We start from the raw sequence: 25,991 nt of genomic DNA on the forward strand, positions 1-25,991 counted from the left end.
TTCTATACCCACTCACAAACACCGTCAACACCCTATTTCATATTTCTTTCACTCTTTTGACTTAAAAATCATAACACTAATGAAACCATGCCGGTTTTCTGCCGTTTTTGTCTATTTTTCTTTCTCCACAAGCGTTTACCTGCTGCGTGGAATCGGTTTTTTGCCGGGATTAACGCCTGCTACAACGGGGAAGGACCTTATAAGAAAGGCCGACCAGTAAACTGGTCGGCCTTTCAAAAGAGCTCACTGTAATACGGCTTAACTATGCTGTGCCTGCCTGGCTGGTGCATCTGGGTATGTTGTCTCCCAACCCCCACCCAACGCGTTATAGAGACGCACAAGATTGTTAGCGATAACAGACGTGCTGTCCGCCAACTGCGTTTGTGACGCCAGAACACGCCGCTCTGCATCCAGAACCTGCAGAAAGCTTTGCAGCCCATGTTTATATTGCTCTTGCGCAAGATGCAGGGAGCGCTCGTCTGACGCCACCTGTGTCTTGAGCGCGTTATTGCGCTTTTGCTCAGCTTCATAAGCCGTCAGAGCGTTATCGACTTCGTTCCATGCTGTAAGGACGGTCTTACGGTACCGCAGCGCAGCCGTTTTTTGAGAGGCCTTCTTCATTTCAAGCTGGCCTTTCAAACGGCCCCCTTGGAAGATAGGCAATGTGATGGATGGCCCCACATTCCAGGCGCGTGCGCTCCAGAACCCAAGGTCGCGGAATGAGAAAGATTGGAAACCAAAACCGGCATCAATAGTGACTTTTGGGTAGAAGTCCGCCTCGGCTTGCCCGACTTCGGCTGTTGCTGCGTGCAATTCAGCTTCCGCCTGCCGAATATCAGGACGACGGCGCGCCACTTCTGATGGCAACCCTACAGGCACTGTAGCTGGCACCATAGGAATTGAAGCAGCCTGCTCCAGCTCAGCATTCAGGGAGCCAGGTGGAGTCCCCATAAGCAGGTTAATAGCGTTGATCTGTTGCGCAATACGCTGCTCAAACTGAGGAATGCGGGCGTTTGTTTCTTCAACCTGTGAGCGGGCGCTTTCAACATCCAGCTCACTGACTAGCCCACTTTTATAGCGGGATGAGCTGAGGTTAAGAAGATTCTGGGCGGCATCACGGTTGGCTTTGGTAATACGCAACTGCTCCTGTAACCCACGCAGGGACATATAGTCCTGAGCAAGTTCAGCTTGCCGCGCAATAAGAATGCCGCGTCTTTCTTCAAGCGTTGCGGTCAGATAAGCCTTCGCGGCTTCATACTGACGACGAACCCGGCCCCACAGGTCCACTTCCCAACTTGCCTGCAAGCCATCCTGCCATTGGTTGAGCAAGGGGATGGAGACATCTGAGGACAGGGAAGACAGCATCTCGGTCTGGTCGGGCTGTAGATAGTTGTCCGAGACATTCTTTTTCACGCGGTCGATAATACGCGAGATCTGCTTGCTGCTATATTGCGCCCGCTTGTAAGAGCCAGTTGCCGCAAGGTTGGGAAAGCGCTCTGCCCCAGCAATAATTAACTGACCACGACTAACCGCCAACTGCTCTGTTGCTTGCAGAATATCAAGGTTCTGAGAGGCGAGACGTTTTTGGAGTGACGTGAGTTCCGGGTCATGAAAGGCTGACCACCACTCCGGATCCGGGGCCTGGTCACTTGGCACGCTGAGTGCGCGGGATGACCCTTCCAGTTTGGCATGTTGCCATTGCTCTGGTGTCCATGTGGCTGGCTTTTTGAAATCCGGGCCAACCATGCACCCGCCCAGCAGAAATGCCAGAGCCAAAGTACTTGCTCCCAGCGCGTACCGTTTTGCCACCCGTCCGCTCCCAACGAAATTTCTAATTTATACCGAACCGTTCTTGCGCTGACCGATCGGTTCGGTCAGCATGCTAACCTAGCGTTTTTCGATGTTGCGTCAATCGTCATACTTGGGAATAAGCCTTTCATCATGTCTGCTGCACCTCCCCCATCCCACCTGACGCCCACGCCTTGCACGGGGGAGTCAGAAGCAAAACGACAACAGATCCTGTCTGGTGCCAAGGTGATTTTTGCCAACCACGGCTTTGAAGGGGCAAGTATGTCCGCCATTGCGCGGGAGGCAGGCGTTTCCAAAGGGACGCTTTACAATTACTTTACGAACAAAGCTGACCTGTTTGCGGCTTTTGTGGAGCAGAACTGCCGCGAAAAGCTGCCTGCGGCCCTTGCTCCCATCCAGACTGTTAACCTACCGGTCAAAGAAAAACTGGCTGCCATTGCGCGGGCCATGGTGCACCTGATTACGGCACCAGAAAGCATTATGCTGTACCGGATTATTGTTTCCGAAGCGCCGCACTTTCCCGAACTGGCTACCGTATTCTGGCAGCATGGCCCAAAGCTGGCGATTGGGACATTATCCAACTGGATTCAGGAACAGGTTGACCGCGGCGCTTTGCATGTGGACGACCCGGTTTTTGCCGCTGAGCAGTTTTTTACCCTCTGCCAGACACGCATTGGCCACCGCAAGCGTTTCAACATGCCTTTGGAAAATGAAGACGCTGACCGTGAAAAAGTGATTCATGCGGCCGTGCATGTCTTTCTTGCCGCCTATGGTACCGATAAAGCATCCTGACCTGTAAGGCCCGTTTTTACCACCCAACATGACAGCATAAAAAAGCCCGCATGACCTGAGGCACATGCGGGCTTTTTTAGTGTGAGCCTGAACGCTTATTTCAGAGAGTCTGTCAGCTGGGGCACGACCTCAAACAGGTCTCCCTCAATGGCGTAATCTGCAATCTGAAAAATCGGCGCTTCCGGGTCTTTATTGACGGCCACAATGACGCGGCTGTCTTTCATGCCAGCAAGATGCTGGATGGCACCGGAGATACCGAAGGCAAGATAGAGTTCTGGTGCAACAATCTTACCTGTCTGACCGACCTGATAATCGTTAGGCACGAACCCGGAATCCACAGCAGCGCGGGATGCGCCAATGGCGGCCCCGAGTGTATCTGCCAGAGGTTCAAGAATCTTGAATTTCTCTTCACTCTGAAGACCACGGCCACCAGATACGACCACACGTGCTGATTCAAGCTCAGGACGCTCGGATTCGGACAGGTGAACGGCCTCGAAAGTAGAAAGAGCTGGGTCTTCTGCCGGAGCAACCGCTTCAACCGGAGCAGAACCCCCTTCAGCTGCGGCGGCATCAAAGGCAGAACTACGAACCGTCAGCACTTTTTTGCTGTCAGACGATTTGACGGTTGCCAGCGCATTTCCTGCATAAATGGGACGGACGAACGTATCGGCGTCTACAATGCGGATCACGTCAGGGATTGGCTGTACGTCCAGCAGGGCTGCAGCGCGGGGTAGCACGTTCTTACCAACAGCACCTGCCGCAGCCACGATCTGATCATAACTGTCAGCCAGCGACACGATAAGAGCAGCCAGAGGCTCAGCCAGCTCATGCGCGTAGCGGGCATCGGCTGCATGCAGGACCTTTGAGACACCGGCAATTTTGGCAGCAGCCTGAGCTACAGACTCATCACCAGCGACCAGTACATGCACATCCCCAAACTGGGTTGCCGCGGTAATGGCAGAAAGTGCGGCCTGTCTGATCCGGCCTTCTTCGTGGTCAAGAAGAACAAGAGCGGTCATGATCAGATTACCTTCGCTTCGTTACGCAGTTTCTCAACCAGTTCCGCTACGGAACCAACTTTGACACCAGCCTGACGCTGTGCAGGCTCAGCCACAGACACAATGGTCAGGCGGCGCGTGGTATCGACACCAAGGTCTGCCACATTGAGCGTTTCAAGCGGCTTTTTGCGGGCCTTCATGATGTTGGGCAGAGAGGCATAACGTGGCTCGTTCAACCGCAGGTCAGCCGTTACAACGGCTGGCAGCTTGAGGGAGACATCTTCCGTCCCACCATCAATTTCACGGCTGACGCGCACGGTGCCATCGGCAACATCCACTTTACCAGCGAAAGTCCCCTGACCCCAGCCAAGCAGGCCAGCAAGCATCTGGCCTGTGGCGTTCATGTCATCATCAATGGCCTGTTTGCCAAGAATGACCATGCCGGGTTCTTCCTTGGCCACAATGGCTTTGAGCACCTTGGCCACTGCCAGAGGTTCCGGGCTTTCTTCTGCCAGAACCAGAATGGCACGGTCAGCACCCATGGCCATAGCGGTACGCAGGGTATCCTGCGCCTGCTGGACACCAATGGACACCACGACAACTTCAGTCGCGGCCCCTTTTTCCTTGAGGCGGACGGCTTCTTCAACCGCAATCTCATCGAAGGGATTCATGGACATCTTGACGCCAGCGGTTTCAACGCCGCTACCATCTGCCTTTACGCGGGGCTTGATGTTGTAATCCACAACCCGTTTGACAGGTACTACAATCTTCATGGCTTCTTTCGCTTGCAGATGCAGGATCGTTCAGAGGGGGGCATACAGCATTTTTAACAAAATTTACATACCGGCCGGATAGTTAGGCCCACCAGCGCCTTCAGGGACCGCCCAGTCGATATTTTGTGCGGGGTCCTTGATATCACAGGTTTTGCAATGCACGCAGTTCTGCGCGTTAATTTGCAGACGTGGGTCTGTCGTTTCTTCCACCACTTCATACACGCCCGCAGGGCAGTAGCGCGTTTCCGGCGCACGGAAGACATCCCAGTTCACGGTTTTCCACAGAGACTGATTTTTGACCCGCAGATGAACGGGCTGATCTTCCTCATGATTGGTGGCGGACAGGAAAACCGAAGACAATCGGTCAAATGTCAGTTGCCCATCTGGTTTGGGATATGTTGGCTTTTCACACAATGACGCCGGTTTGAGCACTTCATTATCTGAATGCTTGAAGTGAAGGGTCCATGGGGCATGACCTTTGAAGATCATGGCATCCAGCGCTGAATAAACAGCCCCTTTCTTCATGCCGAAACGGGCAAAAGCCGGCCGGATATTCCGGGCGGTACGAAGTTCTTCCCACAGCCAGGAGTCCTTGACCCGCTGTGTAAAGGACGCAGGTTCTACGCGCTCCGTCTGCATGGCATCCACCACAGCTTCTGCCGCCAACATGCCGGACTTCATAGCCGTGTGAGTACCTTTGATTTTGGGTACGTTGAGGAAACCTGCGGAGTCCCCAATCAAAGCGCCACCGGGGAATGTGAGACGTGGGATGGCCTGCAAACCGCCTTCGGACAGGGCACGAGCGCCGTAAGCAACGCGACGACCACCTTCAAGATGTTTGCGGAAGGCCGGGTGCAATTTCAGACGTTGCATTTCCTCAAAAGGAGAAAGCCACGTGTTGGGATAGTCCAGCCCTACGACAAATCCATAAGAAACCAGATTCTCGCCAAAATGGTACAACCAGGCACCGCCATAAGTCTGGTCGTCCATAGGCCAGCCAAAACTGTGCTGTACTAGGCCGGGTCTATGCTTCTCAGCAGGGATTTCCCATACTTCCTTGATACCGAGGCCGTATGTCTGGGGGTCTACCTCTTTACGCAGGTCATAATGCGCCATCACCTGCTTCGTCAGGGAACCACGGCACCCTTCAGCAAACAGAGTGTAGGTGCCGCGCAGCTCCATACCGGGCTGGTAGTTTGGGCCTTGCTGCCCATCCCGCGTGATACCCATATCGCCAGTTGCAACGCCAACTACCCGATTGTTTTCAATCAGCACTTCAGCCCCGGCAAAACCGGGGTAAATTTCAACCCCGAGTTCCTCAGCCTGTGCCGCAAGCCAGCGGCAGACTTCACCAAGGCTGACGATATAATTGCCGTGGTTGGCCATGTGCGGCATGAATTTGTCGAGCATGGGAACGCGCACACTGCCGGTTTCCGTCAGGTACAGCATTTCTTCTGCAGCCACTTTGGTGTTCAGAGGCGCTCCGCGCTCTTTCCAGTCCGGCAGCAGTTCTTCAAGGGCTCGGGGTTCGATCACCGCGCCGGAGACAATGTGTGCGCCAATTTCGCTGCCTTTTTCGATCAGGCAGACACTTGTTTCCGGGGAAAGCTGACGCAGACGTATGGCCGCAGCAAGGCCAGCGGGGCCGCCCCCCACAATAACAACGTCAAACTCCATTGACTCACGCACAGTGTCACTCATCCCAGCTCTCTACTCCCCGATAGCGGCGCGGGGCCCTCTTCATGCCTACTCAGGCTACATTGCAAAAGCACTCTCCCCCATTTGGGGGAGAGCTGCGCCAAACCTTGTTTTATAATGTTTATTGCTGCGCTGCCACAGGACCAAAGGCCAATTCGTGCACAGCCCGCCAGCTTGGATCAACATAATTCACAATAAGAGTCCGACGCGTACCCTCTATCGGGCGGCGGACAAAACCGTGCCATGTCTTGTCGGACGGAATAAACAGAACACCAGAATTAAACGAGCCAGAAGCACGCGCCAGAGACTCGCCATCTGGTGACATCAGGTCCGTGCCCCATTCCCCCGAATGATCATTGGTAGAAAGGGAAACCAGAAGCGTCAGTTTCTTGGCACCGATGTCCGTATGGGGCTCAAGCCAGAAGCCATCCGTATCCAGACATAGCTCCAGACGTAGGGCGGCATCATCCAATTGGGCACCGCAATGTTGGGCGAAAGCCTGACGGACAGTCTGACTTTCAAACACATGCGCCAAGCGGTCCAGACGCGCATCCTGCGCGCGCGTGGTTTTATCCACAAAGACACGGAATTTGTTGCGTGTCTCCCGCCGCCCCCCAACGTCCCCGGCACGGGCTTCTGTACCTGGGTCCCAAGCAACCAGAGCGTCGCAGGCATCAGGCTCCAGAACAGTATCCAGCATCCAGTGCTGGTAAGGGTGGTGTTTAACAGGCGTGGCCGCCAGCATTTGGGGGAATGCCGAAGCTGCGCCAGCACCTAAAACCTGGGCTTCAGACTGCATCTGCCCTGTCCTTCAGTTGCGGTATAAATGCCACTCCCTGCACACCACTCTGGCTACAGTATGGAGCAAACTGCCTTTTCCATGCGCCAAAATGGTCGCACGATCAACATATGCTTATACGCAACAAAGAGAGAGACGTTCAGATAGCGCGTGAAAAACGCTGCGGATCAGGCTGCCCGACAGAGGCCTGCGCCAGAGTTTTACGGTGCGTATCAAACAAGGCTGCAACATTACGCACAAAGGGCCGGCCTTTTTCTGTCATCTGCACTTTTGCGCCAGTTACAGTCACCAGACCGTCCTGCACAAAGGGGGCCAGTCCTTCCAATTCGGGTGTAAAAACATCCAGTCCAGCTTCCATTTGGGCCAGATCCACACCCATGTCACACATCAGGCGCTCAATCACTTTGCCGCGCAGATGGTCATCCGCTGTACGGGCAACACCCCGCGCGACTGGCAGATGGTCCGAATCCGCCAAAGCCCGAACATAGGGAGCAACTGCCGTAATGTTCTGCGTATAGCCGCCGGGCAACATGGAAATGGCGGAAGCACCCATGCCAATCAGCGCATCAGCCGAGTCGGTAGTATAGCCTTGGAAGTTACGGCGCAGGGTACCCTCGCTGGTTGCCTTGACCAGAGCGTCATCAGGCAGAGCGTAATGGTCCAGGCCAACAGGAACATAGCCGTGCTTCTGCAAGACAACGTCCATACAGGCCCGTTGCGCCAGACGCTCCATTGGGCCGGGAAGAGACGCCTCAGGAATCAGGCGTTGGCGCTTCTGTTTCCATGGCACATGCGCGTACCCGAAAACCGCCAGACGATCCGGGCGAAGAGAGGCAATTTGACGCACGGTCTCGGCCACGCTCTCTTCTGTCTGGTATGGCAGGCCGTAAATCAGATCGACATTGATGCCAGACACACCGGCTGCCCGCACGCTAGAGACACAGGCTTCCGTCTGTTCAAAAGATTGGTGCCGCCCACAGGCTTCCTGCACCTTTTCGTTCAGGTCCTGCACACCCAGACTAATGCGTGTAAAACCCAACTCCCCCAACAAAGCCGGGTAATTCTGTGGCACATGCCGTGGGTCAAGCTCCATGGAGCACTCTGCATCGGGCTCAACATGAAACATGGCGCGCACGGAGCGCATGATCTGCCGCAAAGCAGATTCGGGGAGTGTAGAGGGTGTGCCCCCGCCAAACTGCACGTGGCGTACGCGCCGCTGTGACCCAATGAGGGCTACAACACGCCTCAGTTCCTCGCGCAGCAGGTCTCCGTAGGCCTGACGCCCGTCATCACGCCGCATGACAGAGGTATTGCACCCGCAAAAGCGGCACAATTCATCACAGAAAGGCACATGAAAATACAAAGAGAGCGGTTGCTCTGCTGGCAAGGCACGTAGCCAGCCTTCTGCCTGAGCAGGACCGACTGCCTCCGTAAAGCTGGCGGCAGTCGGGTAGCTTGTGTAGCGCGGCAGGTTTCCGCCGTAACGGGTAATTAGGTCAGAAACAGATGCCGCGCCCATGGTCTTAGAACCGGTAAGCAATACCAGCAGAAACCACTGTCGGGTCGAGAGATTCGTGTGCACGAACCCGCAGGGTTTCGCCCGGATTTTGTGCCCAAGCATGCATACGCACAAAAACCTGCTTGACGTCAGCGTTAAAGAACCAGTTACCAACAAGCTGATAGTCAAAGCCTGCGTTAACAGCCGGACCACCTGTAAAACCAGCGTTTAGTTTGGTCAGGCCCAGTTCGCTACCTTTGTTCGCATGCATGCTATGGAACCACATAGCCGTTGCACCCACGCCAACATAAGGGTTGAAGCGTTTGTGTGGGCGGAAGTGCCATGCAAAAGTAAGGGTCGGTGGCAGCACCCATGCGCTACCAACCTCCAACTTATGAGGACCACCCAAAGCAGGCACATCGCTACCAATAGCCGCAACTTCATGCCGAGTGCTGGTTGCAATCAAGTCAACTGACACATTGTCTGTCAGGAAATATTCCAACGTCAACTCAGGCATTGCCTGGTTAGTAGTGGAAAGATGCGTGTTGTGCAGGGGGATAGAGGCACCGCCTGTGTGCACACTCACATTGCTATCACGGTCCTGCGGCAGAATACCCACACCGGAAAAGCGTATCATGAAGTCACCCCGGCCAAGGCCGATTTTGGTGCTGGCGCAGGTCTGGAAGAGACCACAATGCCCAGACGGACGGGGAGCAGACGGGATCTGCGTCATGACCGGTGCGTTGACATACTGAGCATTTGCCGAAGCTGGAGCCACGGCTGTCTGCGCCATGGCGCTACCGGACAGAGCCGCAACACCTGCGGTAATAGCTGTCAGTAATGAACGAAACTTGAGCATTGCCGTTATACTTTTCCAACTGCGTTGTAATATGTCAGCTGGAAAAATCATGCACAGGTCGCAGAGACCTTGATTTAGATCAATCTCTACTGGCTATGCGGAAAATACTGTGTCTTTAAAAGCACACTTCCGGCACAGGACTGTTTGTGGCGGGGGCAGCATAAAATGAGGCTGGGCAAAGCGTCCGCTTTGGCTTTGATTTATATCAAAAACAACGTAAGATTTATCTATACCTTCTATCTACCTGTTTTTTGGGCAGTTTTCTGCCCTGCAGGGCCGATTTTCCGGGATAGTCCACCTTATGTCCGCAGATACACAGACCCCAATTACCCCCACCAGAATACGAAGACGGCTGGTGCTGAGCGCTGGGGATGATCTGCGGAGATGTCTGGTATGCGATGTACGTGAAAAAAGCGTCTGTAACGCCATTGACGATGATGACCTTGCCGTTTTGGCACAGGCTTCAAAAACTCTCTCCTTCCCGCCCAGCACGACGCTGGTAGAGGAAGGTGCGCCTGCCACAGCTTTTTTCAATGTGACAGGGGGCACCGTAAAGCTCTTCAAATCCCTGCCTGATGGCCGACGGCAAATTACAGGCTTTGCAGATGTGGGCCATTTTCTGGGGCTGACAAACGCCGGCTTTTACTCTTTTGGTGCAGAGACGGTGGACGCTGTCACGGTTTGTCGTTTCTCGCGCACTCGTCTGGAGTCCCTGCTGACAGACTACCCCCAGTTTGAACGCCGCCTACTGGCAGGTATTGCGGACGAATTGGCAGGTGCTCAGGACCAGATGCTGCTATTGGGCCGCAAAACAGCACGTGAACGCGTGGCCAGTTTTCTGCTGTCCCGCACCATTCAGGCTCCGTGTCACAAGAAGCAAGATGATACACCACTTGTCTCCCTCCCCATGACACGGGTGGATATTGCCGATTTTCTGGGCCTGACCATTGAAACCGTAAGCCGGACCATCAGCGCCTTACGCCGGGAGGGGCTGATTGCGGGCACGGATCATCATGGCATTCGCATCCTTGCCCCCATTCAACTGGAAAGCTTGGCGTTAGGGCAGTAACACCGCCAAACCCTTGTCCGGGTGCCATGACGGATTATGCGGCGCCTCGGACTCCTTGCTGTTCCACCATCCGCCGCCCAGAGCCTGAAACAGAGCTACGGTATCTGCCAGTCTGTCAGCGCGGGATTGTGCCAGAGCAAGCTCTGTTTGCAGATGCGCCTGCTGGGCAGCCAGCATGACAATCTGGCTGATGGCACCGTATTTATATTGGGCTAGCGCAATACGCAGGCTGTCTCCGGCTGCGGTTGCGGCCTCAGCGTTATCCGCCAGTGTTGTGGCATCAAGCCGCAGGGCGGTGAATGTGTCCGCTACATCCTGCAATGCGGACAGAAGCGTGCTCCGATAGTCAGACGCAGCCTGATCATACGCAGCACGGGCCGCGTTTTCCTGGTGCCTGAGAAGCCCTCCGTCAAACAATGGCTGCGTTATCATGGCGGCAATGGTCCACTGCCCGTAACCGGGGGCTGCCATCTGCGCAATAGAGGCCGCAGCATAACCGGGGGTAGCGCCCAACTGAATATTGGGGAGCCGGTTGGCCACAGCGACCCCAACCTGTGCGCAGGCTGCGTGCCAGTTAGCCTGCGCGGTCCGGATATCTGGTCTTTGCTCTATTAACCGTGCGGGCACACTGACGGGAAGATCAGCCGGCAGTGTAAAGTCCTTAAGGCTGAACTCTGGCTGCGGCACGTCTGGCGTATCACCCACCAGTGCAGCAATCAGATGTTTTTGCTGTTCAAGCTGCTTTTGCAATGGGGCAAGCGTGGCTTCATTCTGGGCAAGAGCCGTGTGCTGCAAAGCCACGTCGTTTTGCGAAAACTCGCCAGCTTTTTCCTGTTTACGGGCGGAGTCCAACAGGTTCCGCTGTAGCTCAACAAGAGATTGCGTGGTGTCGAGCTGCTCTTTGAGAGTGGCGTAGTCAATCGCCGCCTGCACCACGGATGCTGTGAGGGTAAGCTGCACCGCACGTAACTGGTCCCGCTGTGCGTCCCGCAGGGCTGTGGCGGATTCTACCCCCCGGCGTACCCCACCCCATAGATCTGGCACGTAGGAGATATTCAACTGTGCCGTATGCACCGTGTAAAGCCACTGGTTGCTGTTGGGCACAGGTGAATAGGTGCGAGATGTTTTGTTACGGGTCGGGTTAAAACTGCCAGAAATACTGGGGTAATAAGCACTTTGCTGTGCCAGCCGGTTTTCCTGCGCAGCAGACAGAGCATTCCGAGCGGATTCGAGCGAGGGATTATTGGCCAGAGCCTTACGCACAAGCTGGTCCAGCGCCGGTGAGCGGAACAATGTCCACCATTGTGCCGGAATATCCTGCCCAACGTGGAAAACCTGCGCTCCGCCTTGCTGTCCGGCAGCATCCTGCTCGGCCTTGCCAGTAACCGCCTGTGTACGGCTCAGCTTATTGCCCTGCCCATACAGGCCGGAAGCCGGAGCTGCCGGTTTTTTAAAGTCCGGACCAACAGCACACCCTGCCAGCACCACCAAGCCAAAGCTGCACCCTGCCAGAAGAAACTGCCTCATGCTTTTGGCTCCCGTGCAACGGCACGCCGCTCGCACCATGCTTCCATCTCATAATAAAACGTGGGCAGGATGAAGAGCGTGAGAATGGTGGCAATGCCCAAGCCACCCACAACCACTGTTGCCAGACCACGCTGCACGTCTGTTCCGATGCCTGTTGCCAAAGCTGCGGGCAACATACCCATGCTGGCAACGGTTGCGGTCATCAGCACTGGCCGAAACCGCTCCCCTGCCCCTTCCTGCACCGCTTCTGCCAGAGCCACACCCTGTGCACGATGCCGGTTGATGTTGGACACCATGATAATACCGTTCTGCACAGCCACCCCGAACAGCGCGATAAACCCGACCGCCGTGGCCACGTTAAGGGTTTCGCCCCGGACCTGAAGGGCAACCAATCCGCCCAGCAGAGCCAGTGGCACAACAGCAAGCACCAGCACAGCCTGACGCAGTTTGCGGAATTCGCCAAACAGCAGAACGAGCATCACAGCAAGCATAATAGCCAAAGCCACACCCAAACGCGCCTGTGCGCGTTGTTGCTGCTCAAACTCCCCAGCCCATTCAAGACGATAGAGGCTGGGGTCAAAATGAACCTGACTGGCAATACGGCTCTGGGCTTCTGCCATATAGTCAGACAGCGGGCGTTTGCCGTTATCCACGCGCAAGGTGATTTGCCGCTGGGTCATTTCATGAGAGATCGTGCCCTCACCAGTCTTGAGGCTGAGGGCTGCTACCATTTCCAGCGGAATTTGTGCGCCATTGGCCGCCGTAAGGGGTAGATGCCCCAGAGCCCGCAAATTGCTGACCTGTTTGGAGGGCACACGCACAGTCATATTGTACGTGCGGTCTGCAATATAAATCTGGGAGATTGGTGCATCCCCAATTGCATTCCCCACAACAGCCATAATGTCTGCAACAGAAATACCGTAACGAGCAGCAGCACGCCGGTTGGCAACAATGTTGAGTTGCGGAATTTCAGGTTCCTGAAAGATCGATGCTTCTGTTGTACCGGAGACATGCTTAAGCACATCTACAATCTGGGTGCCAATATGCCGCAGTTCGCGGGCATTATTACCATAGACGCGCAAAACAAGTGCAGAGTGGGCCCCGCCTGCCTGATCGTTCATACCGTCCGCAATTGGCTGACTGATCCCGAAAGTGATACCCGGAATCTGCTTCAGCTTGGCACGCAGGCGGCTTACAAACTGCGCTTTGGTTTCTCCCTTAGGCCAATCTGAATAAGGCTTCAGGCCAACGGGCACTTCAATGTGAGACGGTGTCCATGGGTCTGTACCAGAGTCATTCCGGCCAAGCTGCGTTACGGCATAAGACGTTTCAGGGAAGGAGCGAATGGCCTTACGCACTTCATCTGCTGTGCTGCTGGCTTTTTCCAGCGACATACCAGACGGAAGCTGGACTTGAAGCCACAATGCCCCTTCATCCATATCCGGCAAAAATTCACGGCCTGTATGCGCACCCAGCACCAAAACAAGCACAAAGGCCGCTATCGCCCCGATATATGCCAGCAATGGTTTGCGCATAATATGGCCTAAGCCAGCATGGTACCAACTGTGCAGTTTTTCCAACGGTTTGTTGTGGAAAATCTTATGCGGCTTGCGCATGGCCAGAAAAGCGAGGGATGGCGTGAGCACTATAGCACTCAGCAAAGCTCCCAGCAGGGCAAAGCTAACGGTGTACGCCATGGGACGGAACAACCGCCCCTCCGCCCCGACAAAGGCGAAAAGCGGGCTATAGGCAACAATAATAACCAGCGTGGAAAAAACGATTGCCCGCCCGACATGCTTGGTCAGGCCTTCTACATCTTCCAGCGTCATCACGTGGTCTGGCCATGCCTCACGCATGCACAGGATGGTTTCCGTTACCACAATGGCGCCATCCACAATCACACCGAAGTCAATCGCACCCAGTGAAAACAGGTTGGCGGGCATATTCAGCATGCTCATGATGACGAACACGGCGGCCAGTGCCAGCGGAATGGTAACAGCCGCTACAATGGCGCTGCGGGGACTGCCCAGAAACAGAATAAGAATAACAAAAACCAGCCCCACACCTTCCAGAACAGTGTGCGTGACTTTTTCTGTTGTGGCGTGCACCAGATTGTCCCGGTCAAGATACGGCACAATATGCACGCCCTGCGGGCCAAGTTGCTTTTCAAGCTCATTAACCCGGGCATGAAGAAGGGTCAGCACATGGGACGCATTCTCCCCGGTGACCATAGAGACAATACCTTCCAGCGTATCCGGGTTTGAATCCTTACCCAGAATACCCTGCCGCACCTGATGACCCAGTTGCATGTGTCCAAGCTCACGCAGGAAGACAGGTACGCCATCATGCTGGGCGACGGGTATGTCTCCCATTTCTTCAAGGGTATGGATCATACCCACGCCACGCACGATGTAGGATTGCTCCCCCCGTGCAACGCGGCCGCCACCAGCATTGATGCTGCTGTTGCGGATGGCATCCAGAATATCGTTTACGCCAATATGAAAGCGGTCCAGTGCATCCGGGTCCAGCATAAGCTGGTATTCCCGCGTAAAGCCGCCAAAATTGCTGACGCTGGCAACCCCCTGCACCTTGGTAAGGGCCGGAACCACAATCCATTGCTGAATTTCGGAAAGCTGCATCAGATTTTTGCTGTCAGACTCCAGCGTATAACGCAGAATCTCGCCCGATGGGCTGGTGACCGGCCCCATGCTGGGCGTCACACCGGGTGGCAGCGTAACCTGTGCCAGTTGCTCCGTAACCCGCTGTCGGGCTGCATACACATCCACCCCATCCCGAAAAATCAGGTTAATCAGAGACAAGCCGAATGTGCTGCTGGAGCGGCTGCTGACCAAGCCGGGCGTGGCCGCAAGCTGCCGCTCTAAGGGAATAGTAACCTGCTGCTCCATTTCCTCCGCAGCAAGACCCGCACTTTGGGTACTAATCTGGACGGAAACAGCGCCGAGGTCTGGGTAGGCTTCAACCGGAAGGTCTTTCCATGCCCAGCCGCCCCATAAGGCCAGCACGGCCATGGCTGCAAAAACGATGCGCCGCTCCCGTAGGCAGACGGCAATAATTTTCTCAATCATCGTTCAGCAGAACCCCACCGCGGGTCACAATCCGTTCCCCGACCTTCAGGCCGGAGAGAACCTGCGTGTCCTCACCTTCATCGTAGGAAATGGTGACCACCCGGCGTTTGAAGGCCCACGGTGCGACTTCTACAAAGACAGTGACACGGTCATTATTCATTAAAAGAGCAGACTGCGGAACCATAAGGCCCGGCGGCTGTTTGAGCTGTATAGCCACAATGGCAAACATGTTGGGTTTGAGGTCTTCATCGGGGTTTGCCAGCGGTACGATAGCCCTCATGCGGCGCGTGTCTGCATGGAGATCTGGTTCTACTGCTGATACCTGCCCGGGAATAAAAATTCCGTCACGTGCAGGGAGGGTAACAGCAACAGGCTGCCCTACATGCACGTCATCCCCATCAGCTTCTGCCACGTTGGCAACGGCCCACACCTCGGAGATATCTTCCACCGTTAATAACGCAACGGTCTGGTCTGTAATATTAACACCGGGAGCGGTAGCCAAAGTAGCCACAACGCCATCCATCGGAGCACGAAGCACCAGCGTTCCATCTCCGCCAGACTGGTCTGTCAACGCGGCTAGACGCGCCTGTGCGCGGCGTTCCTCTGCCTCTGCCTGAGAGAGCAGTGCGCGCGCTGCTTCTACGTCCTTGGTTGCGGCCCCCCCTGCTTGTTTGACTTCCTGAGCACGCTGCATGGCGCTGCGGGCTTGCACCAGACCGGCCTTGGCTTTTGTTTCGTCCGTTGTGGCTTGCGCCGTATCGCCCGACAGCAGGGTTACTAAAACCTGACCACGCTTGACATGCTGACCGGATGTTACGGCAACAGACGCGACCCGGCCCGTAACCGGCGCAAAGACAGGCACCACACGGGACGGTTCCGCCATAATAGAACCGGGGACAGACAAGGTATCACGCGGGGCAGACCATTCGGCCGCTGTAACCTGTAGGCGCTGGCGGAGAGGAGACTGCTCCGGCACAGTCAGTACGCCATCTTTGCCAACAACAACGCCAGATGCAGCAAAGGCGGGCACCCCTGCACTCGTGGCCGCTATGGCCAACAAGGTGGAAAAAACTGCACAACGCATAGCGCGACGACCAGACAGGGGAACAAAAACCAGTTTCATCATACAATCCGCACCGACGCAGAGAATTTTGGCACTATGCAACAGCCAGAGCCTGCCCACACAGTGTCCTGCCTTTGACCGTGTCAAACAGGACGCAAACTGTGTAGCGAAGCCACCAAAGGTTTGCCAGAGCACCTAATTATACACAGGAATTGAATATCACTTACCTATATGTGTAGGTAAAAATAGGGTTTTTGTATGCCCTAAGCCTTTATCACATAGTTTTCATTTACCCTGATTAAAGCAGACAGATCTTTCGTTCTTTAAAGGGATCATTTTTTAATTAAAATTTTACAATAGTTTTTCCTATACCTAACAAAAACAACTCTTTCCCGCCCTATAAACCATTGATAGCGGCCAAATAAATTTCATCACCCCCATCAAGAGAGCCAGAAAAAGAAAAACGCCGACCCCAAAGGACCGGCGTTTTCCATAAACTTCCCGAGAGGGTGCTTTACTCAGTTATCGTCATCATCATTGTCATCAGGCTGGTTCGCGCTTCCACCACCATCAGGGGAGATAGCAATAAACAGTGACTGACCATCCCGCAGGATACGCAGCAGGACTGGCTTTTTGGCAGCCAGAGCGCTGCGGACAGCACTTACTGCGGCAGCAGGCACTTCAACAGTCTGTCCCCCAACGGCCTGAATAACGTCACCGGGGCGGATACCTGCCTGATCAGCTGGAGAGCCGGGCTGGATGTCATTAACAACAACACCTTTCACGGCATTGCTGAGCCCCAGCTGGTGACGAAGGTCACTAGACAGTGGAGCAAGAGATACGCCCAGATGCTGGCCTGAAGCCGCCGCACCACCGACACCGCCATCGTCACTGGCTTTTCCCAGATTACCGATCTTGAGCGTCAGATTTTGCGCTTTCCCACCACGAATATAGTCAAGTTTCACTTCCGTGCCCGGAGCGATAGACGCAACGCGCACGGCCAAGTCGTGCGGGGAAGCCACTTTCTGGCCGTTAAAAGCGGTAATGACGTCCTCAGCTTTCAGGCCTGCTTTTTCGGCAGGGCTGTCTGGGCTGACGCTGGCAATCAATGCCCCTGCAGGAGGCACACCGTCAGCCGTAGCTGGCAGGTTGAGAGCCTTGGACATGGCGGGAGAGATAACCTGAGCGTTTACGCCAAGGTAACCCCGGACCACGTGCCCGGTTTTGCGAATCTGGTCCGTAACGCTCCGCACCGTGTCGGACGGAATAGCAAAGCCAATCCCGATAGACCCACCACCTGATGGCGACAGGATGGCGGTATTCACCCCAACAACCTTACCGTCCTGCGTGAAGAGCGGGCCGCCGGAGTTACCGCGGTTAATTGGCGCGTCAATCTGAATGAAGTTGTCGTAGGGGCCTTCGTTAATGTCACGCCCGCGGGCAGACACAATGCCCGCCGTTACCGTACCACCCAGACCGTAAGGGTTGCCTACCGCAATGACCCATTCACCCGGCTGCACATCTTCGGATTCGCCAAGTTCGATAAACGGAAGCTTCTGGGAAGAGGTGACCTTGAGGAGAGCGAGATCAGTCTTGCCGTCACGGCCAATAACCTTGGCTGGCAGCGTCGTGCCATCATCCAGCGTTACCGTAACCTTGGTCGCACCTTTGACCACATGGTTATTGGTAACGACGTACCCATCGGCAGAAATAAGGAAGCCTGAGCCTCGTGCCTCAATTGTCTGGTGGGACTGCTGGGGTGCCATCTGGAACGGGAATGGGAACGGGAATGGCATGCCGCCACCAAAACCGCCACCGCCGCCCATGCCACCTTCTTCACCCTCGACCGCGCTGGCCTTGATGGTGGATGTAATAGACACAACGGCAGGTTTGACCTGTTTGACCAGCCCGACAAAGTCCGGGAGTTTCTGGCTGGGGCCGCTTGGCTTAATGGCTCCGGCAGCATCCTGTGCATGTGCAGCATGGGAGAGCATGATGGCAGACCCAACGCCTGCCCCGCCTTCTGCCACCAAAGCTGCACCGGCCATGACGGCCATAAGAGTAGTGCGGCGAGACCGCCCGAAAAATTTTGACACAGTTTTTTCCGTCATCACGTTTCCGACTGTTCCTTGCGTTGTCTGGCTGGGGCTTTCCCACCCAGGCGCGGCCCTGTGACACCTTGCTCCCGCTCCGTCAGCAAGAGGCTATCCGTCATAGAGCAAACGCCTGTGGCAATAAGATGGTTCTCCTGTTGTTAAAACAAAAGACTGCCCATTACGTTTTGTTTGTGTGTTTCTGACGCCGTAAAGTCGTAAAAAAATCTTTGAGCAGGGCTGCACACTCCTGCTCCCGTACACCGCCAATGACTTCCGGCTTATGCAAGGTTTCAGGCCGGTATGGCACTCTGGGGCCATGCTCCATACCGCCGCCCTTGGGGTCATACGCTCCAAACACCACTCGCCCCACCCGAAAATGCGTTATGGCGGCCGCACACATTGGGCAGGGCTCCAGAGTAACAAACAACGTACAGTCAGCCAGCTTCTGCCCACCGCGCAGGGCCACAGCCTGACGCATGGCCAACATTTCCGCATGAGCAGAAGGGTCTTGCCATGTCTCAACATGGTTGTGGGCCTGTGCCAGAATCGTCCCATCCGGTCCCGTCACCACCGCCCCTACGGGAACTTCACCCACTTCTGCTGCCGTGCGTGCCAAACCTAGGGCCTGCATCATCCCGTTTGTCATGAGCTCTTTTTCACAAAATATTTCCTTACTCACGCAACACTCTGCCGTCTGATGCATTATGCCTGAAATAAGGCAGTGTTTTTCCTTGCAATTGCGCGAAAATCCCTGCCATCATGCCACAGAGATGCCATGATTGCTTTTGTAACACAGCGTCATGCGCCAAGCCTATTTCAAGCGCGAAGGGATCAGTTCGATGCACAGTCTCACTCTCATCCTGGCAGCTGCTGCCATTGGTCTTGGTCTGTCAGTTGTTGACCGCGGTGCAACACCTGACTTTGCGCAGGGTAGAACCCACATTGCCCAGCATTCTTCAGTTCTGACAGGCTGATTAAACGCCTGCTCTGTACGACTTACGGGAACAGTCGGTCCCTGATACTGATAATAAACGTGCAAAACCACTGGCTCTATGGCAGTGAGCAGGAACTTATTCGCCTTCTTTGTTCAAGACTGCTCACCCATGACCGCACGCCGCCCTGTTATTGGCATTACGCTTGACCACGAGGCCGGTGGTAAAGACCGATATTCCCGTTTCCCGTGGTACGCCCTGCGGGAGAACTATATGTCTGCGGTCACAACGGCAGGCGGGCTACCGGTTGCAGTTCCGCTTTTTCCGCAGCTTGCTGCAGACTATATGCCGCACCTTGATGGCCTGCTGATTACCGGCGGTGCCTTTGACATTGACCCGGCTTTATATGGCGAGACACAACGCCATGACACCGTGTCTCTCAGGCCACGGCGTACTCAGGCAGAACTTGCCTACCTTTCTGCCGCTTTGCACCAGAACCTACCCGTATTGGGAATTTGCGGCGGCATGCAGCTTATTGCTGTGGCACTGGGGGGCACACTCATCCAGCATATTCCCGAGTCGTGCCCGGAGGCCCTGCCCCACGAGCAGCCCAACCCGCGTGATGAGGCCAGTCACACCGTAAGTATAACGCCCGACACCCTTCTGGCACACATAACCAGAACGCAGTCTATGGCAGTAAACTCGTCTCACCATCAGGCTGTTCGCACATCTGGTCGCGCCAGAATTAATGCTGTGGCAGAAGACGGTATTATTGAAGGCCTTGAAGACCCAACCCACCGATTTTGCCTTGGGGTGCAATGGCACCCGGAATTTGGCATAGACCCCTCAGACCGTAAGATTTTTAACGCCTTTGTTCAGGCGGCAGGAGAAAAAGTGTGACGCAGGAACCGCGCGGAGAGCGCATTGCCAAATGGCTTGGCCGCACCGGGGTTGCCAGCCGACGCGATGCAGAGCGGATGATTGAAGAAGGCCGTATCAAGCTGAACGGCCAGCCGGTAACGCACCCCGCAACCTTCATAACAGATGGGGACATTGTACAGGTTGATAACAAACCTGTATCCGCCCCAGACCGTACCCGTCTCTGGCGTTACCACAAGCCTGATGGCCTTGTTACAACCCACAAGGACCCGGAAGGCCGCCCGACCGTCTTTGCCTCTCTGCCAGAAGGCATGCCGCGTGTGATCAGTGTCGGCCGGCTTGACCTGAACAGTGAGGGGTTGCTGCTGCTTACCAATGACGGTGAACTGGCACGGCGGCTGGAACTGCCCTCCAACGGCTGGATCCGGCGCTACCGCGTGCGGGTTTTTGGGGTGGTGGATGAGGCACGTCTGGCGTCTTTGGCAGAAGGCAGCGTGTTTGAGGGCGTGCGTTACGGCCCGATTGAAGCTGCGCTGGATTCCCGCAAAGGCGATAATGCGTGGCTCACGGTTTCTCTGCGTGAAGGCAAAAACCGTGAAATTCGTAAGGTCATGATGGGTCTGAACCTGCATGTCAGCCGCCTTATCCGCACCAGCTATGGCCCCTTCCAGCTTGGCACGCTGCTGCGAGGAGAGTTGGAAGAAGTGCAAAGCCGCGTGATACGCGACCAACTTCCCAAGGCCTTGCCTGAAAAAACTGGCGCACGACCCGCACCACGTAAACCGCACCACGCTGGCTGATCGTGCGTATTATTGCAGGGGCCAGAAAAGGCCGCATTCTTACAGCCCCTGCGGGAGCTAATACGCGGCCAACAGCAGACCGGGTGCGGCAAGCTTTGTTTGACATGCTGCTTCATGCACCATGGGGAGGAGCCTCTCTCCTGACTGGCGTCCATGTGCTGGATGCCTTTGCTGGCACCGGTGCTCTGGCGCTGGAGGCTCTGTCCCGCGGCGCATCATCCGCCAGTTTTTTTGAAACCGACCGCGCTGCCCTGTCCGCTTTACGCAGCAATATTGCAGGTTGTGGTTGGAAAGAGAGCTGCAGCGTCTTCCCCCGGGACGTCACAAAACCACCGCGAGCAAGATCAGCCTGCTCCCTGATTTTTGTGGATCCGCCCTATCGGCAAGGCCTTCCTGCCCGCACTCTGGCGGCCCTTGCTGCACAGGGTTGGATTGCTAATGGCGCACTGGCCGTTATTGAAACCGCCGCAGATGAGGCCCTGCCACTGACAGATCTATCCAACCCCAGCCCCACACCTCCTGATGGCGTGGCAGGAGAACCGCTCCCGCCTCCGGCATACGCCGGGGTTCTGCTGGCTGAGCGCAAACATGGTGCAGCACGCCTTTCCGTGTGGCGGCTCTAAATCTGATTTGTTGCGCCTGCTCCCAATAGAAGGCTGGCAGGAGCAGGCGTGGTGCGCTAAACGGTCAGACACTCTTTTATGAATAGAAACACGATGAAACGGGGTCACTAATGGCTGGCAGCGTTAATAAAGTTATTTTGGTCGGTAATCTGGGCAAAGACCCGGAAGCCCGCACCAGCCAGAGCGGCATGAAAATTGTGTCCTTCCCACTGGCAACAAGTGACACCTGGAATGACAAGCAGTCCGGTGAACGCCGCGAACGGACAGAATGGCACCGTGTGGTGATTTTCAATGATCGTCTGGCGGATGTCGCGGAGCGTTTCCTGCGTAAAGGCCGTAAGGTTTACCTTGAAGGCGCATTGCAAACGCGCAAATGGACCGACCAGTCCGGGCAGGAACGCTACACAACTGAAGTGATCGTAGAACGCTTCCGCGGTGAACTGGTCCTGCTTGATAGCCGCGCTGGCAGCGATGAAGAGCAAGGCGGTGGTGGTGGCTATGGCGGCGGCGGTTACGGCGGCAGCAGCTATGGTGGCGGAAATAGTGGGTACGGCGGCGGTCAGCGCGGTGGTGATGACTTTGGCGGTGGCTCAGCCCCACGCCAAAACACACCGTCACGCGGCGGGAATGCTTCTGGCGGATGGGATGCCCCCAGTGGCAATAATGATCTGGACGACGAAATTCCTTTTTAAAAATCTGTCTTTTCCCTGCTTTGTGCCTTCTTCTGGCCAAAGCAGGGGTCTATGACCTCTTTTATAATGGATAGACAGCACCCTTCGACACACTTGAAAAATCGGTTTTGTGCTTCGCTCAGCATTTGCGCGACACTCTGCACACTCCTCTTGCCTTTTTTCATGTTTTTCAGTCGCGCACTCTGCGATATTACAGCGACTGTTTTAGGGTGTGCTTTTTTACTCTATTCGGGGCTGACAGGTCAGTGGCAGTGGTTACGCAAGCCTTGGGTGCTGGCTGCCACCGTCCTCTGTGCATTGAGCCTTATATCCTCTCTACATATGCAGAATATAGGCGCTATTGCGCAGGCAGCCTGCCTGCCACGCTTGTTCCTGATTACTGCGGCCACAGAAAGCTGGGTTTTGACCCGCAATAACCGGCGGGTTCTGCTTGGTAGTGTGTTTCTGCTTCTGGCATTGTGGTTGATAAGCCAGTGTTGGGAGCAGTATTTTACTGGAACAAACCTTATCGGGGCTCCGGCTTGGCATGATGGGTCTCTGACCGGTCCCTTTATAAAACCTCGTGCGGGTTTTACGTTTCTCATGCTTTTTTTCCCCGGTATTATGCCGGTTGTGCTTTACGCCCTAAAACGGCGGAACCGTATAGCAAAGCTGGGCGGCGTCGCCCTCCTGCTGCTTTCCGTGTTGACCATGGTACTTATTGGGCAACGCATGAGCACTGTTCTGATGATGTTTGGCTTGTTCCTGACAGCCCTGATGGTACGGCAATTTCGCTGGCCATTTGTGGGGGTCATTTTAGGGATGATCGCCTCTCTCATCAGCCTGCCAGTTGTTTCCCCCCCTACCTATGCCAAGCTGGTGATTAAATTTTCAGACCAGCTTCAGCATTTTTCAAGCAGTGACTACGGACAGCTTTTTAAAAAAGCTACCATCATGATTCTCAATCATCCCATTTTGGGGCTTGGGATGGATGGCTTCCGGCATTTCTGTCACCTGAACTTACAAAGCAATGCTCCGGCACTTGTGGGGCTAGCTCCGCTTGAAAGCCCTGCACCGCTGGGATGTAATATTCACCCACATAACTATTACCTGCAAATTGCAACCACCGCTGGTCTGCCTGGGCTTTTTGCTTTCTGTGCACTGGTTTTTTTCTGGCTGCATGCAGGCTGGCAACGCCTTAACCCCATCCAGCACCCCAGACAGGCCATGTTACTGGTTATGTGCTGCACGGTTTTGTGGCCTATTACCTCAACAAGTGCTTTCTTTACCTTTCCGACCGCTGGCTGGATTTTTCTTTTTGCAGGATGGCTTTTGGCAGAAAGTAAGGCCAATGCAAACGCGCCTGAAACCGTTAATGTCTGTTCGACACCTGAAAAACAGACATAAATATTTCCTTTAAATCTTAATAAAACCGACATATTGCTGCTCAGGTAAACGTGATTATAAATCTGAAATGCGTTTTCTTACCTGAGTAATGCATTATCTTCTTGGCGTATTGTTCTACCACCGCTATAAGCCGCGCATTCTTTCAAGGCAGTGCTTCTGTCATTGCAAAGGCTTATAACGACCATGATTACTTTACCGCCGGACTATCGCCCGTCAGACGACGAAGAGTTCATGAACTCTCTTCAGACGGAATACTTCAGACAGAAACTTCTCAAATGGCGTGCCGAACTGCTGAAAGAAGCAGGTGACACCCTAGCCAGCCTGTCTGAAGGCGGTATTCACGAAGCTGATATTACAGACCGTGCCAGCGTGGAAACAGACCGTGCGCTTGAACTCCGCACCCGTGACCGCGCCCGCAAGCTGATTGGCAAAATCAACCTTGCCCTTCAGCGCATTGAAAACGGGTCTTACGGCTACTGTGAAGAAACCGGTGAACCCATTGCCCTGCGCCGCCTTGAAGCCCGCCCCATTGCAACCCTGTCCATTGAGGCACAGGAACAGCATGAGCGGATGGAAAAAACGCACCGCGATGATTAATTCTGCACTTTTTGCAGAAACACACTTGCGGCGGAGCCTGTGAGAGGCTAGAAACCCGCCAGAAAGCTGCTGTAGCTCAGTGGTAGAGCACTCCCTTGGTAAGGGAGAGGTCGACAGTTCAATCCTGTCCAGCAGCACCATAAATTCTCTACATTTTGAAATTTCTGGTGGGACTGTAGTGTCTGTGGTTTAGGCATTACTGCGCCAACCACAATATCTGTCTGCTCCAATAAAAAAGGGATGCGACCTGAAGCATCCCCTTCTTGGCAGGCTTTCCCTTATGAAAAATAGACTGGCTAGCGTGGGCCACCGGGACCACTTGGTCCGTTCTGCCGCCCGTAGCCGAATCCACCCCCATTGTGACGAGAGCCACCGTGATCTGAAGGGCGGGCGGGCCCACGGCTACCCCGCGGCCCATTGCCGGATGGCCTGCCCGGCGGCATCTGGCGTGTAAACTGCGGCCGCACCCGGCGATCTGCATAACCCCAGCGAGACCCCGGTCCGTACCCATAATAATCATCGTAACGGGGGCCATAGCCGGAATATTGGTAGGAGGTATATCCCCCAACGGGGCCAGCACACGCTGAGAGAGAACCCGCCATAGCGAGACAAAGCAGCAAGGGTATGCGTTTCATTGTATTCTCTCCCCCAGTACGGGCGTGCGTTACAGTGATAGGACTTAGGCCTCTGCTTTGACCAAAATATGGTGCTTTTTGCCCGAAGAAAGGCGAATGGCACCCTCCACGGCATCAGCCTGCGTGACCAGTTGGTTCTCATCCGTCACAGGAATGGTGTTCACACGCGCACCACCCCCACGCACCAAACGTCGTGCCTCGCCATTAGTTTTCACAAGACCCGATTCAGCCAGCAGACGGAAAACAGGTATGCCCGCACTCAGTTCCGCTGCTGCAACGTGGTAGACAGGCAAGTCAGCCGCTGCAACGTGGCCTTCTTCAAAGGTCTTGCGGGCCGCCTCGGCGGCAGCCTCAGCGGCGGCGCGCCCATGGCATAGCGCCGTTGCCTCTGTGGCCAGAATTTTCTTGGCCTCGTTAATCTCCGCCCCCTCAAACCCTTCAAGGCGTGCACACTCATCTAGTGGCAGGTCCGTAAACAGACGCAGGAAGCGACCGACATCTGCATCTTCCGTGTTGCGCCAGAACTGCCAGTAATCGAACACAGGCAGACGGTGAGCAGAGAGCCAAACAGCGCCATTAGCTGTCTTACCCATTTTAGCGCCGGAAGATGTGGTTAAAAGTGGTGTGGTCAGGCCCATCACGCTTTTCTGGTCGGTACGGCGCACCAGATCCACACCCGAGACAATGTTGCCCCACTGGTCAGACCCACCAAGCTGCAACGTAACCCCGTAGCGGCGGTTTAGTTCACGGAAGTCGTACGACTGAAGAATGGAGTAATTGAACTCCAGAAACGTCAGCCCCTGCTCCCGGTCCAGACGGCTCTTAACTGAGTCAAACGCCAACATACGATTGATGGAGAAATGCACCCCTACATCCCGTAGCAGGTCAATATACGCCAGCTTGTCTAGCCACTCCGCATTATTGGCCAGAACAGCATCTGACGCGGCATCCCCAAATGCCAGAAACTGGCGCAAACACCCTTCGATACCCGCCAGATTGGTTGTGATTGTCTCTTCCGTCATTAGCCTGCGGGCTTCTTCCCGGAAGGACGGGTCACCAATACGGGCCGTTCCCCCACCCATTAGGGCTACAGGACGATGTCCGTGTTTTTGCAGCAAACGCAGCATCATGATCTGGATAAGACTTCCCACATGCAGGCTGTCTGCGGTGGGGTCAAAACCGATATACGCGGCCACAGACCCTTTTGCCATGGCGTCATCTAGTGCTTTTTCATCCGTGCACTGGAAGATAAAGCCACGCGCAGCGGCTTCCTGCATGAAAGGACTTGTGTACCCGTTCTCGACCATTTTCTTACCCTGTTATTACCCTGCGCCTGCGCTGAGCGCGGCCCTCTGGCCTTGCTCTAGCATGACGCCACGG

The 25,991-nt window shown here is 55.1% G+C and carries 23 protein-coding genes and 1 tRNA gene; 10 read left to right on the forward strand and 14 right to left on the reverse strand.

Annotated elements, in window-relative coordinates; all coding sequences use genetic code 11:
- Positions 1-258: 258 nt before the first annotated feature.
- Entirely contained in the window at positions 259-1,746 is a 1,488-nt protein-coding gene (locus ACTIDN_RS03755; RefSeq protein ID WP_415508850.1) for an efflux transporter outer membrane subunit, read from the reverse strand.
- 195 nt (positions 1,747-1,941) lie between these two features.
- Here ACTIDN_RS03755 and ACTIDN_RS03760 point away from each other — a divergent pair, with 195 nt between their 5' ends.
- A complete protein-coding gene (locus ACTIDN_RS03760) occupies positions 1,942-2,601 on the forward strand; it encodes a TetR/AcrR family transcriptional regulator (RefSeq protein ID WP_048839753.1) in 660 nt (219 codons plus the stop codon).
- Positions 2,602-2,696: 95 nt separating this feature from the next.
- Here the strand turns inward: ACTIDN_RS03760 and ACTIDN_RS03765 are convergent, their stop codons facing one another.
- The 6 genes from ACTIDN_RS03765 to ACTIDN_RS03790 all read right to left on the reverse strand — a co-directional run bounded on the left by ACTIDN_RS03765 (position 2,697) and on the right by ACTIDN_RS03790 (position 9,226).
- A complete protein-coding gene (locus ACTIDN_RS03765; protein WP_441376029.1) occupies positions 2,697-3,620 on the reverse strand; it encodes an electron transfer flavoprotein subunit alpha/FixB family protein in 924 nt (307 codons plus the stop codon).
- 2 nt (positions 3,621-3,622) lie between these two features.
- Positions 3,623-4,372 carry an electron transfer flavoprotein subunit beta/FixA family protein gene (locus ACTIDN_RS03770; RefSeq protein WP_084597683.1) on the reverse strand — a complete coding sequence of 250 codons (750 nt, stop codon included), beginning with the start codon at positions 4,370-4,372 and terminating at the stop codon, positions 3,623-3,625.
- Positions 4,373-4,435: 63 nt separating this feature from the next.
- On the reverse strand, positions 4,436-6,073 hold the full coding sequence (locus ACTIDN_RS03775; protein ID WP_441376030.1) for an electron transfer flavoprotein-ubiquinone oxidoreductase: 1,638 nt from the start codon (positions 6,071-6,073) through the stop codon (positions 4,436-4,438).
- Positions 6,074-6,191: 118 nt separating this feature from the next.
- On the reverse strand, positions 6,192-6,869 hold the full coding sequence (locus ACTIDN_RS03780; protein ID WP_441376031.1) for a 2OG-Fe(II) oxygenase: 678 nt from the start codon (positions 6,867-6,869) through the stop codon (positions 6,192-6,194).
- Between the two features lie 139 nt (positions 6,870-7,008).
- Positions 7,009-8,388 carry an oxygen-independent coproporphyrinogen III oxidase gene (hemN, locus tag ACTIDN_RS03785; protein WP_441376032.1) on the reverse strand — a complete coding sequence of 460 codons (1,380 nt, stop codon included), beginning with the start codon at positions 8,386-8,388 and terminating at the stop codon, positions 7,009-7,011.
- A 4-nt stretch (positions 8,389-8,392) separates the two neighbouring features.
- Positions 8,393-9,226, reverse strand: coding sequence for an OmpW/AlkL family protein (locus ACTIDN_RS03790; RefSeq protein ID WP_441376033.1), 834 nt, complete (start codon positions 9,224-9,226; stop codon positions 8,393-8,395).
- 301 nt (positions 9,227-9,527) lie between these two features.
- On the opposite strand from ACTIDN_RS03790, the gene ACTIDN_RS03795 reads away from it, so the two are divergent.
- Complete coding sequence (locus tag ACTIDN_RS03795; protein ID WP_441376034.1) at positions 9,528-10,295, forward strand: Crp/Fnr family transcriptional regulator; 768 nt, start codon at positions 9,528-9,530, stop codon at positions 10,293-10,295.
- On the opposite strand, the gene ACTIDN_RS03800 is transcribed toward ACTIDN_RS03795, so the two are convergent.
- From ACTIDN_RS03800 to ACTIDN_RS03820, 5 genes are all read right to left on the reverse strand, one after another.
- Complete coding sequence (locus ACTIDN_RS03800; protein WP_441376035.1) at positions 10,284-11,822, reverse strand: efflux transporter outer membrane subunit; 1,539 nt, start codon at positions 11,820-11,822, stop codon at positions 10,284-10,286. The genes ACTIDN_RS03795 and ACTIDN_RS03800 overlap by 12 nt on opposite strands.
- Positions 11,819-14,908: an efflux RND transporter permease subunit gene (locus ACTIDN_RS03805; RefSeq protein WP_441376036.1), complete on the reverse strand. Its 3,090-nt coding sequence runs from the start codon at positions 14,906-14,908 to the stop codon at positions 11,819-11,821. The genes ACTIDN_RS03800 and ACTIDN_RS03805 overlap by 4 nt, the downstream gene beginning before the upstream one ends.
- On the reverse strand, positions 14,901-16,034 hold the full coding sequence (locus ACTIDN_RS03810; protein WP_441376037.1) for an efflux RND transporter periplasmic adaptor subunit: 1,134 nt from the start codon (positions 16,032-16,034) through the stop codon (positions 14,901-14,903). The genes ACTIDN_RS03805 and ACTIDN_RS03810 overlap by 8 nt, the downstream gene beginning before the upstream one ends.
- A gap of 455 nt (positions 16,035-16,489) precedes the next feature.
- A complete protein-coding gene (locus tag ACTIDN_RS03815; protein ID WP_441376038.1) occupies positions 16,490-18,082 on the reverse strand; it encodes a trypsin-like peptidase domain-containing protein in 1,593 nt (530 codons plus the stop codon).
- 163 nt (positions 18,083-18,245) lie between these two features.
- Positions 18,246-18,713 (reverse strand): nucleoside deaminase, encoded by a 468-nt coding sequence (locus ACTIDN_RS03820; RefSeq protein WP_441376039.1) that lies wholly within the window; start codon positions 18,711-18,713, stop codon positions 18,246-18,248.
- A 193-nt stretch (positions 18,714-18,906) separates the two neighbouring features.
- Here ACTIDN_RS03820 and ACTIDN_RS03825 point away from each other — a divergent pair, with 193 nt between their 5' ends.
- From ACTIDN_RS03825 to ACTIDN_RS03860, 8 genes are all read left to right on the forward strand, one after another.
- On the forward strand, positions 18,907-19,041 hold the full coding sequence (locus ACTIDN_RS03825) for a hypothetical protein (RefSeq protein ID WP_415508837.1): 135 nt from the start codon (positions 18,907-18,909) through the stop codon (positions 19,039-19,041).
- A 129-nt stretch (positions 19,042-19,170) separates the two neighbouring features.
- The gene (locus tag ACTIDN_RS03830; RefSeq protein WP_441376040.1) at positions 19,171-19,899 is read left to right on the forward strand and encodes a gamma-glutamyl-gamma-aminobutyrate hydrolase family protein; all 729 of its coding nucleotides are present in this window, start codon (positions 19,171-19,173) and stop codon (positions 19,897-19,899) included.
- The gene (locus ACTIDN_RS03835) at positions 19,896-20,678 is read left to right on the forward strand and encodes a pseudouridine synthase (RefSeq protein WP_048838890.1); all 783 of its coding nucleotides are present in this window, start codon (positions 19,896-19,898) and stop codon (positions 20,676-20,678) included. Before ACTIDN_RS03830 ends, ACTIDN_RS03835 begins: the two co-directional genes overlap by 4 nt.
- The gene (gene rsmD, locus ACTIDN_RS03840; RefSeq protein WP_441376119.1) at positions 20,678-21,301 is read left to right on the forward strand and encodes a 16S rRNA (guanine(966)-N(2))-methyltransferase RsmD; all 624 of its coding nucleotides are present in this window, start codon (positions 20,678-20,680) and stop codon (positions 21,299-21,301) included. The genes ACTIDN_RS03835 and rsmD overlap by 1 nt, the downstream gene beginning before the upstream one ends.
- Before the next feature lie 110 nt (positions 21,302-21,411).
- Complete coding sequence (gene ssb / locus ACTIDN_RS03845) at positions 21,412-21,993, forward strand: single-stranded DNA-binding protein (protein ID WP_441376041.1); 582 nt, start codon at positions 21,412-21,414, stop codon at positions 21,991-21,993.
- A 162-nt stretch (positions 21,994-22,155) separates the two neighbouring features.
- Positions 22,156-23,379, forward strand: a complete 1,224-nt coding sequence (locus ACTIDN_RS03850; protein WP_441376042.1) for an O-antigen ligase family protein — start codon at positions 22,156-22,158, stop codon at positions 23,377-23,379.
- A 183-nt stretch (positions 23,380-23,562) separates the two neighbouring features.
- On the forward strand, positions 23,563-23,976 hold the full coding sequence (dksA, locus tag ACTIDN_RS03855; protein ID WP_048838893.1) for an RNA polymerase-binding protein DksA: 414 nt from the start codon (positions 23,563-23,565) through the stop codon (positions 23,974-23,976).
- A 65-nt stretch (positions 23,977-24,041) separates the two neighbouring features.
- A tRNA-Thr gene (locus ACTIDN_RS03860) sits at positions 24,042-24,116 on the forward strand.
- Positions 24,117-24,272: 156 nt separating this feature from the next.
- On the opposite strand, the gene ACTIDN_RS03865 is transcribed toward ACTIDN_RS03860, so the two are convergent.
- Entirely contained in the window at positions 24,273-24,611 is a 339-nt protein-coding gene (locus tag ACTIDN_RS03865; protein ID WP_441376043.1) for a hypothetical protein, read from the reverse strand.
- A 44-nt stretch (positions 24,612-24,655) separates the two neighbouring features.
- Positions 24,656-25,918: a tyrosine--tRNA ligase gene (tyrS, locus tag ACTIDN_RS03870; protein ID WP_441376044.1), complete on the reverse strand. Its 1,263-nt coding sequence runs from the start codon at positions 25,916-25,918 to the stop codon at positions 24,656-24,658.
- Positions 25,919-25,991 lie beyond the last annotated feature (73 nt).

Source organism: Acetobacter sp., assembly GCF_052102375.1.
GTDB lineage: Bacteria > Pseudomonadota > Alphaproteobacteria > Acetobacterales > Acetobacteraceae > Acetobacter.